This window comes from Enterobacter sp. BNK-34 (genome assembly GCF_048684445.1).
Classification (GTDB): domain Bacteria; phylum Pseudomonadota; class Gammaproteobacteria; order Enterobacterales; family Enterobacteriaceae; genus Enterobacter; species Enterobacter pseudoroggenkampii.
Map to the genome: position 1 here is coordinate 4,456,972 of NZ_JBLQUA010000001.1, position 12,553 is coordinate 4,469,524.

Consider the following 12,553-nt stretch of genomic DNA (forward strand, 5'->3'; position numbering starts at 1 on the left):
CCTGTGAAAAAAGACGCGCTATAGTAGCCGCTCTCTATATCGCTGGGAAGCGCTTCTGTTCAGGCAGAAAGTCACCCGGCGTTGCCCCAACAATGGCGCGAAACGCCGCCGCAAATGCCGCCGGGCCGGAAAAGCCCAGCATCCAGGCCACCTGCTTAACCGGGTATCCGTTGGCGAGCAGGTCCAGCGAGGCACAAATCCTGGCACGCTGTCGCCAGGCCCGGAAGCTAAAGCCGGTATCGTTGATAAACGCGCGTGAAAACGTGCGTTCAGACATCGCGGCCCGTTCCGCCAGCCTTTCCAGAGAAAGATCCCAGAGATTGTTGGCAATGATGTCACAGGCAATGCGATGTAAGCGCTCATCCACGGGCATCGGTAATTCGGCCGAGATTTGCTGAGCTTCACTGAGGATATCGAGCAGCAAAACGGCCATGCTGCGCTGACTGGCTGGCCGGTATTCCGCGCTGAACAGCCCGGCAATCAGCTCTTTGAACAACGCTGTGGCCATAATCACATGAACCTCGTCTTTCCGTTTAAAAGGCTCGCATTGCGCTATCAGCGCCGGGCTAAACCAGACCGCGCGCAGCTCCGTTGTGGATAACACGCTGTAGGTATGCTCCTGAAAGGGAGGGATCCACAGCGCGCGCTGTGGCGGTATGACCCAGCGTTTGCTGCCGGTTTCGACCAGCATGACCCCTTTGATGGCAAACAAAAGTTGTCCCTGCGAATGCTGGTGAGGCGGATCGACTTCGCCGCGCGTATAGCGAATCGCCCCTCTTGACCATCCGATAGCATCGTCGTGAATTGGCGTTTTATCGATAACGGTTGGCATTTCACATTCCCCCCTTCCTCTTATGATGCTGCTTGTACATGTAACCAGAGAGAGACGCAATGCACATCCATTTTATTATTCATGAACATTTCGAGGCGCCAGGCGCCTATGAAATCTGGGGGAAAAGTCGCGGCTGCAGTCTGAGCTACACCAGAGTGTATCAGGGCGATCCTGTACCCGAAACGCCAGGGCACACAGACTTGCTCATCATCATGGGAGGCCCGCAGTCACCCGCCACCACGCGTGAGGAATGCCCCTGGTTTGATGCGCAGGCGGAAAAGACGCTCATCAGCCGCGCGATAGAGGCGGGTAAAACGGTGATTGGCGTTTGTCTGGGCTCGCAGCTTATCGGCGAAGCGCTGGGCGCAGCGTTTTGTCATAGCCCGGAAAAAGAGATCGGCAAATTCCCCATCAGGCTCACAGATGCAGGCAAGGCGAACCCGCTGTTTGAGGATTTTGGCAGCGTGCTGAACGTCGGTCACTGGCATAACGATATGCCTGGGTTGACGCCACAGGCTAAGGTGCTCGCTTACAGCGAGGGCTGTCCCCGCCAGATCGTGCAATACAGCGAACGGGTTTACGGTTTCCAGTGCCATATGGAGCTGACGCCGGAGCTGGTAGAGTTGCTGATTGAGCATTCGCAGAGTGACCTCCGCCGCGCGGGTGAATTCCGTTTTGTCGAAACGGCAGAAAAACTCCGCTCCCATGATTATTGCGAAATGAACCAGGTGCTGTTTTCTTTTCTCGATAAACTGACAGCCTGTCGCTGATACCTTCTCTGGCACGCCGTTTCGCCAGCGCAATCCCTTTCCTCTAAACTGTAGCCTGCACCGTTATGGTGATACCGGACGTTCCATTCCGGAATGTCTGGTGTGCTCAAAATTCATGATGTGATCCATGGCACATTTTTAGGTTTAATTGTATGATGAATGCGTTTCAGCAAGGACTATCACCATGAGCAAATCATTGAACATTATCTGGCAATATCTGCGCGCATTCGTCCTGATTTACGCCTGTCTGTATGCCGGGATTTTCATCGCGTCGCTGCTGCCCATCACCATCCCCGGCAGCATTATCGGCATGCTGATCCTCTTCGTTTTGCTGGCGCTGCAAATCCTGCCCGCAAAATGGGTCAACCCCGGCTGCTTCGTCCTCATTCGCTATATGGCGCTGCTTTTCGTGCCTATCGGCGTCGGGGTCATGCAGTATTTTGATTTGCTCAAGGCCCAGTTCGGCCCGATCGTGGTCTCCTGCGCGGTCAGTACGCTGGTGGTTTTCCTGGTGGTGAGCTGGAGTTCACATCTGGTGCATGGCGAACGTAACGTGATCGGGGAGAAAACAAAAAAATGATGGCCAATATCTGGTGGTCGCTGCCGTTAACCCTGGTGGTGTTCTTCGCCGCGCGCAAGCTTGCCACACGTTTCAAAATGCCGTTGCTGAACCCGCTGCTGGTGGCGATGGTGGTGATTATTCCGCTCCTGCTGCTTACCGGTATTCCTTACGAGCGTTATTTTGCCGGCAGCAAAATTTTAAACGACCTGCTGCAGCCCGCTGTCGTGGCGCTCGCCTTTCCTTTATACGAGCAGCTGCACCAGATCCGCGCCCGCTGGAAATCCATCATTACCATCTGTTTTGTCGGGAGCCTGGTGGCGATGATCACCGGTACGTCGGTGGCGCTGATGATGGGTGCCTCGCCGCAGATTGCCGCCTCTATTCTGCCAAAATCGGTGACCACGCCTATCGCGATGGCGGTTGGGGGCAGCCTCGGCGGTATTCCGGCCATCAGCGCGATGTGCGTCATTTTCGTCGGTATTCTCGGCGCGGTGTTTGGCCACACCCTGCTGAACGCGATGCGTATTCATACTAAAGCGGCACGGGGGCTGTCGATGGGCACCGCCTCCCACGCCCTGGGCACGGCCCGCTGCGCGGAGCTGGATTATCAGGAAGGGGCGTTTAGCTCCCTGGCGCTGGTGATCTGCGGGATTATTACCTCCCTGCTGGCCCCGTTCATTTTCCCGCTGATTCTGGCGGTGATGGGCTAAAATTTGCGATGCGTCGCGCAAATTTCATTTTGATTTCATAAGTTGCATACATAATGAGAAGTGGATCACATATAAAGCCCTGACGGCTCCGTAAACTACCGATCCATTAACCTTTATGAGGCAAACGCCATGCACCCACGTTTTCAAGCTGCTTTCGCCCAGCTTGCAGAGAATTTGCAGTCAGCCCTTGCTCCCGTTCTGGCAGATGCGCACTTCCCCGCCCTGCTGACCGCGGAGCAGGTCACGATGCTGAAACAGGCAACGGGACTGGATGAAGACGCGCTGGCTTTCGCACTGCTTCCTCTGGCTGCTGCCTGCGCGCGGGCCGATCTCTCCCACTTTAACGTCGGGGCCATTGCGCGCGGCGTCAGCGGCACCTGGTACTTCGGCGGCAACATGGAGTTCCTGGGCGCAACCATGCAGCAGACCGTTCACGCCGAGCAGAGCGCCATCAGCCACGCCTGGCTGCGCGGTGAAAAAGCCCTGAGCGCCATTACCGTTAACTACACCCCCTGCGGCCACTGCCGTCAGTTTATGAACGAGCTGAACAGCGGGCTGCAGCTGCGCATCAATCTGCCAGGCCGCGCGCCGCACACGCTGGGGGATTATCTGCCTGACGCGTTTGGCCCGAAAGATCTGGAGATCAAAACCCTGCTGATGGACGAGCAGAACCACGGTTTCGCCCTGTCCGGCGATGACCTGAGCCAGGCGGCGATTACCGCCGCCAACAAGAGCCACACGCCGTACAGCAAGTCCCCGAGCGGCGTGGCGCTGCAGTGCCGCGATGGCCGAATCTTCACCGGCAGCTATGCGGAAAACGCCGCGTTTAACCCAACGCTGCCGCCGCTGCAGGGCGCACTTAACCTGCTGAGCCTGAACGGCTATGACTATCCGAACATTCAGCGCGCCATTCTGGCCGAGATTGCCGATGCGCCGCTGATCCAGTGGGATGCCACCGCCGCAACGCTCAAAGCGTTAGGCTGTACGACAATTGACCGCGTACTGCTGGCGTAATCCTTCCGGCGGGCAGAAATGCCCGCCAGTTTGCTGAAAAACCCCTCAGTTGAGTCGCTGTTTCTTGCGCTAACCAGGCGGGTAAAGTAGCCTGAGTTAAATTTCATCCACGCACGAGCCATCTGCATGTTAAAGCGCGTTTTTTACAGCCTGTCTGTCCTGGTCGGCATACTGCTGTTGATCGTGCTCGGTCTCGACCGCTGGATGAGCTGGAAAACCGCCCCCTACATCTTTGACGACCTGCAGGACCTGCCCTATCGTCAGGTTGGCGTGGTGCTCGGCACCGCCAAGTATTACCGCACCGGCGTCATCAACCAGTATTACCGTTACCGCATTCAGGGCGCGCTGAACGCCTACAACAGCGGCAAGGTGAACTACCTGCTGCTGAGCGGGGATAACGCCCTGCAAAGCTACAATGAACCGGTGACGATGCGTAAGGACCTGATTGCAGCGGGCGTGGATCCTGCCGATATCGTGCTCGACTACGCCGGGTTCCGCACCCTGGACTCCATCGTGCGCACGCGCAAAGTCTTCGACACCAACGACTTCATCATCATCACCCAGCGCTTCCACTGCGAACGCGCGCTGTTTATCGCCCTGCACATGGGCATTCAGGCACAGTGCTACGCGGTGCCGTCGCCAAAAGATATGCTGAGCGTGCGCGTCCGCGAGTTCGGTGCCCGCTTTGGTGCCCTGGCCGATCTGTATATCTTCAAACGCGAACCGCGCTTTTTAGGCCCGCTGGTGCCGATTCCGGCGATGCACGAAGTGCCGGAAGACGCCCAGGGTTACCCGGCCGTCACGCCCGAGCAGCTGCTCGATATGCAGAAAAAAGAGAAATAACAGCACCGCCTTTATACTTTCTTTACGCCGGGCCTGACGCTTTTTATCTCCCCTTTACGTCGGCTCTTTTAAGCTGAGTTCACTGCCGCTACGGCTTCATTGAAGAATGACTATGAACTCGATAATGAATGCGTTTTTCCTCAAAAGTCTCCGTCCGTATTTTAACCTTCCCGGTTTATCACTTCCTGGCGCACTCAATTCCGGTCTCTGGCTTGATGAAAAAATTGACGCCCTGCAGCACAACATTTCAGTGGAAGTAGCCGATTACCTGGAACGTTACCCGCAGACGAAACATGTAGACGTTTACCTGAACGATATCAACGGCACGATGCGTGGCAAGCGTCTGTCGGTGGAGAGCATGCTGAGTCTGGAAAAAGGCTGTTACTTTCCCCTTTCGGTCTACTCGATGGATCAGAAGGGAAAAATCGCCGCCCCGCTTCATGATGAACCGGACCGACTCTGCGTTCCGGTCGCCGGCTCCCTGCGTCCCTGCCCGCAGGATCCGCAGCACAACGCGCAGATCCTGCTGACGATGAAAGACAGCGACGATAGTCCCTGCCCGCTTGAGCCGCGCGTGATACTGCAGAACGTACTGGCCCGCTTCCACCGGCACGGCCTTTTCCCGGTGATTGCCCCGGAAATCGAGTTCTATCTGACGGGGCATGACGATCGGGATCCGCAAAATCAGGGCTGTTTTCATATGGATACCTCGTCGGCGCATGCCGCGCTGTTTGACGAACTGGAACAGCTGGCGCACCTGCAGCACATCCCGCTGTCAGGGGTCGTAGCGGAAGCCGAGTCCGGTCAGTACGAATTAAACCTGAAGCACAGCCATCGCGTCGTTGAGGTCTGCGATAACGTGCTGGCGCTGCGTCGCCTGACCCGATACGTTGCCGAAAAGCACGGCCTGCAGGCCAACTTTATGGCCAAGCCCTTCAGCGAACTTTCCGGCAGCGGCTTGCACTTCCATTTCAGCCTCAACGACAGCCGCGGCGAAAACGTCTTTGCTTCCCCGGTTAACGCGCTGAACAGCATGGTGCGTTTGTGCATCGCGGGCCAGCTGGCGCTGATGCCCGCCTCTATCGCCATTCTTGCGCCAGGCGTCAACGCGTTTCGTCGCCTGCGTAAAAACCTGACGGAACCCGTATTTAACTCCTGGGGCTATAACACCCGCTCCGCCGCTTTGCGTATTCCCTGCTCGGAAGACCACAACCGTCGTATCGAGTACCGGCTGGCCGGGGCTGACGCCAATCCGTATCTGGTGGCTGCTACTATTCTGACCGGCATGCTGTACGGGCTGGAAAATATCGACGAGGAGGAGTTGCCCGAACCGCAGCACGATCAACCTGAACTGCCGCTGTTTCAGCAGGAGGCGATTGAGACTTTTGCCCGCTGTCAGTACCTCACCGACAGCCTGGGCGACGCCTTTTCCGAACAGTGGATCGCCTGCAAGCTCTCTGAACTCGACTGGTTTGAACGCATTGTGACCCGAGAGGAGTCACAGCTGGCATAAGGCATAAAAAAAGCCCGCTCGGTGAGCGGGCCGGGTATCGCGAGAGACGATTATTTCTTACGCGCGTACTTCAGTGAATCCAGCGCAACCGCGAAGATAATGATGGCGCCTTTGATGATGTACTGCCAGTACGGGTTCACGCCGATATAGGTCAACCCGTAGTTGATGACGGTGAAGATGATCACACCAGTCACCACGCCGAGTACGGTACCCACACCGCCGCTGAAGGAGACGCCTCCCACCACACAGGCTGCGATCGCATCCAGCTCGTACATGAAGCCAAGGTTGTTGGTTGCAGAGCCGATACGGCCGGCTTCCAGCATCCCGCCGAAGGCATAGAACACCCCGGAAAGGGCATAGATGATGAGCAGGTTCAGGGCAACGTTTACGCCGGACACTTTCGCCGCTTCCGGGTTACCGCCGATGGCGAAGATGTTTTTGCCAAAGCGCGTTTTGTTCCACAGGATCCAGACGAAGGCGACCGCAATCAGCGCATAGAAGGTGATATACGACAGGCGGAAGCTGCCCAGCGCAATAAACCCTTGCGTAAAGGTCGAGAAGCCGCTGTCAAAGCCCGAGATGGGTGAAGCACCGACAAAGTCGTAATACAGGGAGTTGATACCGTAAACGATGATCATCGTACCCAGGGTGGTGATAAATGGCGTCACGTTCAGGTAGGCGATGATGATACCGTTGATCAGACCAATCACCGCACCGATGGCGCAGACAATCAGGATCACCACGAAAATCGGCATAGTGGCCATTTCCGGGAAGACCTTGTTGGCGTTTTCCATCGACTGCAGCAGGGTTGCCGCGATAACCGCCGCCAGACCCACCTGACGACCGGCAGAAAGGTCCGTCCCCTGGGTCACGATCAGGCCCGCCACGCCCAGCGCAATGATAATACGCACGGAGGACTGGGTCAGAATGTTACTCAGGTTCAGCAGGCTTAAGAACGTAGGGTCCTGGAAAATAATGATAGCCAGCAGTACTAAAAGAACAACGTAAATACCGCCTTCTTTCAGGTAAGTGAGAAAACTTTTTTTATTTAACGCACTCATGAGGAGCCCCTGATCTTAAAGGTGCAAAGACGCAAGACGCAAAATTTCGTTTTGCGTTGTCGTTTTGGTGTCAACAATACCGGCGACGAGACCATTGCTCATAACCAGGATACGGTCTGTGATCCCTAACAATTCCGGCATTTCGGAAGAAATAATAATGATCCCTTTATTCTTTTTCGCCAGCTCGGCAATCAGCTGATAAATTTCAAACTTCGCGCCGACGTCAATACCGCGGGTCGGTTCATCCAGCATCAGAATTTCTGGCTGGGTTAATAACCAGCGGCCGATAATAACTTTCTGCTGGTTACCGCCTGACAGCGAACCAATTTGGGTGCGGTGGCCTGGCGTTTTCACGCGCATGGAGTCAATCACCCATTGGGTATCGCTCTTCATGCGGGAGTTATCCAGTAGCCCGACTTTGTTTTTGTAATTGCGAATGTTAGAAATTAACGAGTTAAAGTTAATATCCAGATAGGCATAAATACCGGTCGAACGACGCTCTTCCGTCACCAGCGCAAAACCATTATTAATGGCTTCGTTGGCGTTGTGGTTATTGATTTTCTTTCCGTGCAGCGTAATGGTGCCTTCGGCTTTCTCACGAATGCCAAACAGGGTTTCCACGATGTCGGTACGCTTTGCCCCCACCAGCCCGGCAATCCCCAGGATTTCACCCTTGTGCAGGTCGAAGGAGACATCGCGGATAGACGGTTGACGCAATGAGGTCAGATTGCGCACTTCCAGAATCACTTCACCCGGCTTGTTTTCTTTGTCCGGAAAGCGCTGGTTCAGGGAACGGCCGACCATCATGGCGATGATCTTGTCCATGTCCAGTCCTTCCAGCGGCTGTGTGGCAATCCACTGGCCGTCGCGCAGGATGGTGATCTCATCGCACAGCTGGAAGATCTCTTCCATTTTGTGAGAGATATACACAATGCCGCAGCCGCGATCTTTCAGCTTGCGAATAATGGTAAAAAGGTGATTAACCTCTTTTTCCGTTAATGACGATGTCGGTTCGTCCATGATGACGATTTTCGCATCATAGGAGAACGCTTTGGCGATTTCGATCATCTGCATCTGGGAGACGGATAATGTTCCCACGCGGGCGCGCGGATCGATATCAATATCCAGCTCGTCGAAAATCGCTTTGGTGTCGCGATACATTTTGTCCTGATCGACAAAGACACCTTTGGTGGGATAACGCCCCAACCACATGTTATCCATGACTGAACGCTGCAGCACCAGGTTTAATTCCTGGTGAACCATCGAGATACCGTTTTCCAGTGCTTCTTTCGCTGAATGGAAATCGATCTCTTTCCCCTGAAAAAGAATGCTGCCAGAATCTTTTTGATAGATCCCAAAAAGACATTTTAATAATGTTGATTTACCCGCACCGTTCTCACCCATTAAGGCGTGAATAGAGTGAGGACGAACTTTTAAATTAACATTATCGAGTGCCTTAACGCCGGGAAATGACTTGTTGATACCGCTCATTTCCAACAGGTATTCACCGGATGACTGAGTAGTTGTGCTGACCATAATTATACCTTGTTGGCCTCGCATATCGCGTTATAAAAGGGCGCAACGAATTGCGCCCAGTGGAGACAGTACCGCTAACTTATTTACCGATAAACTCAGCCAGGTTGGACTGGTCTACGCCCACGTAAGGTACGCGAACGATTTTGTTTTCAATTTTCCAGTTGGTGCCGTCTGCCGCACCTTTGCCATCGGCCAGGTTTTTCGCCAGATCGAAGGTCGCTTTCGCCTGGTTGTTGGCATCGTTCAGAACGGTACCGGCCATCGCACCGGATTTAACCAGCGCCAGCGCTTCTGGCAGCGCATCCACACCGAATACCGGGATGGACGATTTGTTGTGCGCTTTCAGCGCTTCTACCGCACCCATTGCCATCGCATCGTTGTTGGCGATAACCACTTCGATTTTGTTCGCGTTAGGGCCGGACAGCCACGCGTCCATCTTATCTTTCGCCTGAGCGGTATCCCACATCGCGGTATCTAACGCCAGCTGCTGGGTTTTCAGACCCTTGTCGTTCAGCTCTTTGATAACGTAAGTGGTACGCGCTTCAGCATCCGGGTGGCCTGGTTCGCCTTTCAGCAGCACGAACTGAATCTGACCGTCTTTGTTCAGGTCCCAGTTCGGGTTCGCCGCCCAGTGTTTGGCGATCAGATCGCCCTGAATAATACCGGACTCTTTGGAGTCGGTACCGACGTAATACGCTTTATCGTAGCTATCCAGCGCCTTACGGGAAGGTTCTTTGTTGAAGAAGACGATCGGCACGTTCTGGCCGCGCGCTTTTTCAATAACCGTGCCTGCTGCAGCCGGGTCAACCAGGTTGATGGCCAGGGCTTTCACGCCTTTCGCCAGCAGAACGTCGATCTGATCGTTCTGTTTGGACTGGTCGTTCTGGGAGTCGTTCATCAGCAGCTGAACGTCTGGCGCTGCTTTCGCATCTTTCTCAATCGCTTTACGCACAACAGACATGAAGTTGTCGTCGTATTTATAGATGGTCACACCAATACGGGTATCCGCAGCGTGCGCTGCTGCACCAAAAAGCATGCTTGCCATTACAGCAGACAGGGTCAACACCTTCTTATTCATGGTATCTCCGGTTTTTTTATGCAGGGTAGTTCTTGTGAATAACGATCGGCGGGCAGGTGTTAATAAAACGTTACTGACAGCCGAAGTTCACTTATAAAATTTCTATCTTCCGTGTTCGGTAACGCTCCAGAAATGCGTTTTATTCGTTGTTTGCGGCACGTTGGCTATAGTGAAAGTGAATAATCACCGTTACATAGCGTTTCAGCTCCTAAAACGCTGACATCATAGTCAGCGCCTTGTTAAGATACTGTGAATTTACTCACAGATTGAAAACGGTTACATCACCTCATGTAATCAGTTAGTGATCGGAACCACAGTTTGCCTGGCCGCGACGGAGTGGCGGCGCACTAAAGTCGGCATGAAACAGTGCGTTGCGCCCGGATCCAGCAGCCCTGCCGCCCCCTGTAACGCCAGCTCAGTCGCCAGTTTCGCCATAGAGGCAATGGGGTAGCGCACCGTTGTCAGCTGCGGGTCGGTGTAACGGGCAATCGGAATATCATCAAAGCCAATGAGTGATAAATGCTGTGGCACCGCAATGCCGTTATCCTTCAGCGCAGTCAGGGCCCCTGCCGCCATGCTGTCGTTATAGGCAAACACCGCAGACAGCTGCAGGTTGCGGCCCAGCAGCTCCACCATCGCCGCTTCACCGCCCTGCATGTCCGGCGTACCGGTTCCCACCCAGCTTTCGGATGGCATAATGCCGTGCTCTTTCAGGGCGTTTTGCCACCCTTCGCGCCGCAGGTCATCATCTTCGATCTGATGGCTGGAGGCCAGATAACCGATCCGCTGATGCCCGTTGTTAATGAGCATTTTCGTGGCCATCATGGCACCGCTGACGTTATCCAGCCCGACGCAGCGATGGGCATAGCCGGGGACGATACGGTTAATCAGCACCATGCCCGGGATCTGATCCATAAAGCCGGTTAGCTCTTCATCGCTCAAGGCTTTTGAGTGGACAATCAAGGCGTTACAGCGCTGGCGAATCAGCACTTCGATGGCATGGCGCTCTTTTTCCGCCTCATGATAGCTATTGCCGATCAGGACATATTTCTGATGCTGCTGGGCGACCACGTCGACCGCTTTCACCAGCGCGCCGAAAAAGGCATCTGATACATCCATCACCACCACGCCGATGGTGTCGCTGACCTGCGTCGCAAGCGCCTGCGCATTGGCATTTGGCCGGTACCCGAGCTGGGTCACGGCTTTCATTACGGTTTCACGGGTTTCAGGGCTGACCAGCGCGCTGTTGTTCAGCACGCGCGAGACGGTAGCCACAGAAACGCCCGCCTGACGGGCGACGTCACGAATGGTGATCATATTCACCATCCTTCAAAGGATTGCAGCAACTCACAGACACCCCCTGTGTTTAGCAAGGTGGCTATTTTGGCAGCGAGAGAAAGGGGACTACGTGAAGAAGCTCACACTCATGAAAACGTTTACATCCGTTTTGTTAATGATTGTGATCCAGATCGTTATCTGGATGTGTTTTTCAATGATACCCCTGAAGCATGTGCGGTTAACTGACGCCACACCCACTCCAGCGGTCCCTGGCGGAAATAACGTAGCCAGAGAAAAGAAAACGCCAGGTTAACCACCCAGACCGGGATAACAAACGCCAGCAGCGTGAGGCGGTCGAATTTCATAAACAGGCCAAAGCGATAGAAAAGCGTGGTGCAGAGAAGCGTTTGCAGGAGGTAGTTGCTCAACGCCATACGGCCCACGCAGGCGATAGCGCTGACGATCCACAGGCGGGAAAGCGTTGGCCAGAAGCCATAGATCAGCGCCGCGTAGCCGATGGTCTGGAACGGTGCGCTCAGTTCGCGCGGCACCTGGAGCAGGAACGCGCACCAGCGGTAATCCCAGTGGATGTGCCACTGCGTAATGACCGCCGGGAGGTTAATCAGCACGCCGAGCAGCACCAGCCCCACACCCGTTCGCCGATAGTGACGCAGGCTGAATTCGCCTTTCAGCCAGCCGGTGCGCATCAGTGACGCGCCCATCAGCATCATGCCCGCCAGCTGCCAGCCGTATTGCGCGCCCAGCGCAAGGAGGTTGTCCCCCAGCATATCCGCGCGGTTGCTTATCGCTTCCGTACCGCCTTTCAGCTTCCAGAACTGCTCGTACTGCAGGTTAGCGGCATCCGGGATCCAGGCACGGTTTGTCGTCTCGCCGGAGATCATCCCCAGCAGCAGCAGTACAGCAAGCCCCATGACATAGAGCATCACGCCAGTGTTAAACAGGCTTTTAACGCTGTGCGCATCGCGAATCAGACGCCAGCAGATGAGCCCGACTAACCCATACGCGAGAAGAATATCGCCGTCCCAGAAGAACAGGCCGTGAATAAAGCCGAGGATAACCAGCAGCGTCAGGCGCGACTGGATCCAGCGCGTACCGCGTTTGAGGAGAAGCTGCAGGCCTGCGCCAAACAGCAGGGCAAAGAGCGTGAGGAATTTGACCTGCGCAAAGAGATCGAGGATCGCCCACGTCCAGGCATCACTGCGGGTGATGTCGCCATACCATGCAGGATTGAGATAAGCCGCCTTCGGCAAACCGAAGGCGGTGATATTAAGCAGCAGGATACCGAGAATGGCGACGCCGCGAACAAAATCGAGCGTGACGTTTCGCTCCATGGTC

The 12,553-nt window shown here is 55.0% G+C and carries 12 protein-coding genes; 6 read left to right on the forward strand and 6 right to left on the reverse strand.

The features are described 5' to 3' along the window. Positions 1-34: 34 nt before the first annotated feature. Positions 35-832 (reverse strand): AraC family transcriptional regulator, encoded by a 798-nt coding sequence (locus tag ACMGG5_RS21965; RefSeq protein ID WP_148769715.1) that lies wholly within the window; start codon positions 830-832, stop codon positions 35-37. Between the two features lie 59 nt (positions 833-891). Here ACMGG5_RS21965 and ACMGG5_RS21970 point away from each other — a divergent pair, with 59 nt between their 5' ends. From ACMGG5_RS21970 to ACMGG5_RS21995, 6 genes are all read left to right on the forward strand, one after another. Next, entirely contained in the window at positions 892-1,602 is a 711-nt protein-coding gene (locus ACMGG5_RS21970) for a type 1 glutamine amidotransferase (RefSeq protein ID WP_248165237.1), read from the forward strand. Between the two features lie 184 nt (positions 1,603-1,786). After that, positions 1,787-2,182, forward strand: a complete 396-nt coding sequence (locus ACMGG5_RS21975) for a CidA/LrgA family protein (protein WP_014884558.1) — start codon at positions 1,787-1,789, stop codon at positions 2,180-2,182. After that, positions 2,179-2,874: a CidB/LrgB family autolysis modulator gene (locus tag ACMGG5_RS21980; RefSeq protein ID WP_420278511.1), complete on the forward strand. Its 696-nt coding sequence runs from the start codon at positions 2,179-2,181 to the stop codon at positions 2,872-2,874. The genes ACMGG5_RS21975 and ACMGG5_RS21980 overlap by 4 nt, the downstream gene beginning before the upstream one ends. A 129-nt stretch (positions 2,875-3,003) precedes the next feature. Continuing rightward, complete coding sequence (cdd, locus tag ACMGG5_RS21985) at positions 3,004-3,888, forward strand: cytidine deaminase (protein ID WP_420278512.1); 885 nt, start codon at positions 3,004-3,006, stop codon at positions 3,886-3,888. A gap of 126 nt (positions 3,889-4,014) precedes the next feature. Then, positions 4,015-4,731: an outer membrane permeability protein SanA gene (sanA, locus tag ACMGG5_RS21990; protein ID WP_008500918.1), complete on the forward strand. Its 717-nt coding sequence runs from the start codon at positions 4,015-4,017 to the stop codon at positions 4,729-4,731. 124 nt (positions 4,732-4,855) lie between these two features. Continuing rightward, on the forward strand, positions 4,856-6,244 hold the full coding sequence (locus ACMGG5_RS21995) for a glutamine synthetase family protein (RefSeq protein ID WP_090419504.1): 1,389 nt from the start codon (positions 4,856-4,858) through the stop codon (positions 6,242-6,244). A gap of 50 nt (positions 6,245-6,294) precedes the next feature. Here the strand turns inward: ACMGG5_RS21995 and mglC are convergent, their stop codons facing one another. The 5 genes from mglC to yeiB form a co-directional block, all read right to left on the reverse strand. Then, a complete protein-coding gene (mglC, locus tag ACMGG5_RS22000; protein WP_008500921.1) occupies positions 6,295-7,305 on the reverse strand; it encodes a galactose/methyl galactoside ABC transporter permease MglC in 1,011 nt (336 codons plus the stop codon). Positions 7,306-7,320: 15 nt separating this feature from the next. Further along, the gene (gene mglA, locus ACMGG5_RS22005; RefSeq protein ID WP_008500922.1) at positions 7,321-8,841 is read right to left on the reverse strand and encodes a galactose/methyl galactoside ABC transporter ATP-binding protein MglA; all 1,521 of its coding nucleotides are present in this window, start codon (positions 8,839-8,841) and stop codon (positions 7,321-7,323) included. 79 nt (positions 8,842-8,920) lie between these two features. Beyond that, positions 8,921-9,919 (reverse strand): galactose/glucose ABC transporter substrate-binding protein MglB, encoded by a 999-nt coding sequence (gene mglB, locus ACMGG5_RS22010; protein ID WP_024908164.1) that lies wholly within the window; start codon positions 9,917-9,919, stop codon positions 8,921-8,923. Between the two features lie 294 nt (positions 9,920-10,213). Beyond that, positions 10,214-11,236, reverse strand: a complete 1,023-nt coding sequence (galS, locus tag ACMGG5_RS22015) for an HTH-type transcriptional regulator GalS (RefSeq protein WP_024908165.1) — start codon at positions 11,234-11,236, stop codon at positions 10,214-10,216. Between the two features lie 155 nt (positions 11,237-11,391). Beyond that, positions 11,392-12,549, reverse strand: coding sequence for a DUF418 domain-containing protein YeiB (gene yeiB / locus ACMGG5_RS22020; protein ID WP_420278513.1), 1,158 nt, complete (start codon positions 12,547-12,549; stop codon positions 11,392-11,394). Between the last annotated feature and the right edge of the window lie 4 nt (positions 12,550-12,553).

What these genes read in the sequence shown, in the direction of transcription:
- ACMGG5_RS21965 (WP_148769715.1), bottom strand. Translation starts at nt 832, where the DNA reads ATGCCAACCGTTATCGATAAAACGCCAATTCACGACGATGCTATCGGA.
- ACMGG5_RS21970 (WP_248165237.1), top strand. Translation starts at nt 892, where the DNA reads ATGCACATCCATTTTATTATTCATGAACATTTCGAGGCGCCAGGCGCC.
- ACMGG5_RS21975 (WP_014884558.1), top strand. Translation starts at nt 1,787, where the DNA reads ATGAGCAAATCATTGAACATTATCTGGCAATATCTGCGCGCATTCGTC.
- ACMGG5_RS21980 (WP_420278511.1), top strand. Translation starts at nt 2,179, where the DNA reads ATGATGGCCAATATCTGGTGGTCGCTGCCGTTAACCCTGGTGGTGTTC.
- cdd (WP_420278512.1), top strand. Translation starts at nt 3,004, where the DNA reads ATGCACCCACGTTTTCAAGCTGCTTTCGCCCAGCTTGCAGAGAATTTG.
- sanA (WP_008500918.1), top strand. Translation starts at nt 4,015, where the DNA reads ATGTTAAAGCGCGTTTTTTACAGCCTGTCTGTCCTGGTCGGCATACTG.
- ACMGG5_RS21995 (WP_090419504.1), top strand. Translation starts at nt 4,856, where the DNA reads ATGAATGCGTTTTTCCTCAAAAGTCTCCGTCCGTATTTTAACCTTCCC.
- mglC (WP_008500921.1), bottom strand. Translation starts at nt 7,305, where the DNA reads ATGAGTGCGTTAAATAAAAAAAGTTTTCTCACTTACCTGAAAGAAGGC.
- mglA (WP_008500922.1), bottom strand. Translation starts at nt 8,841, where the DNA reads ATGGTCAGCACAACTACTCAGTCATCCGGTGAATACCTGTTGGAAATG.
- mglB (WP_024908164.1), bottom strand. Translation starts at nt 9,919, where the DNA reads ATGAATAAGAAGGTGTTGACCCTGTCTGCTGTAATGGCAAGCATGCTT.
- galS (WP_024908165.1), bottom strand. Translation starts at nt 11,236, where the DNA reads ATGATCACCATTCGTGACGTCGCCCGTCAGGCGGGCGTTTCTGTGGCT.
- yeiB (WP_420278513.1), bottom strand. Translation starts at nt 12,549, where the DNA reads ATGGAGCGAAACGTCACGCTCGATTTTGTTCGCGGCGTCGCCATTCTC.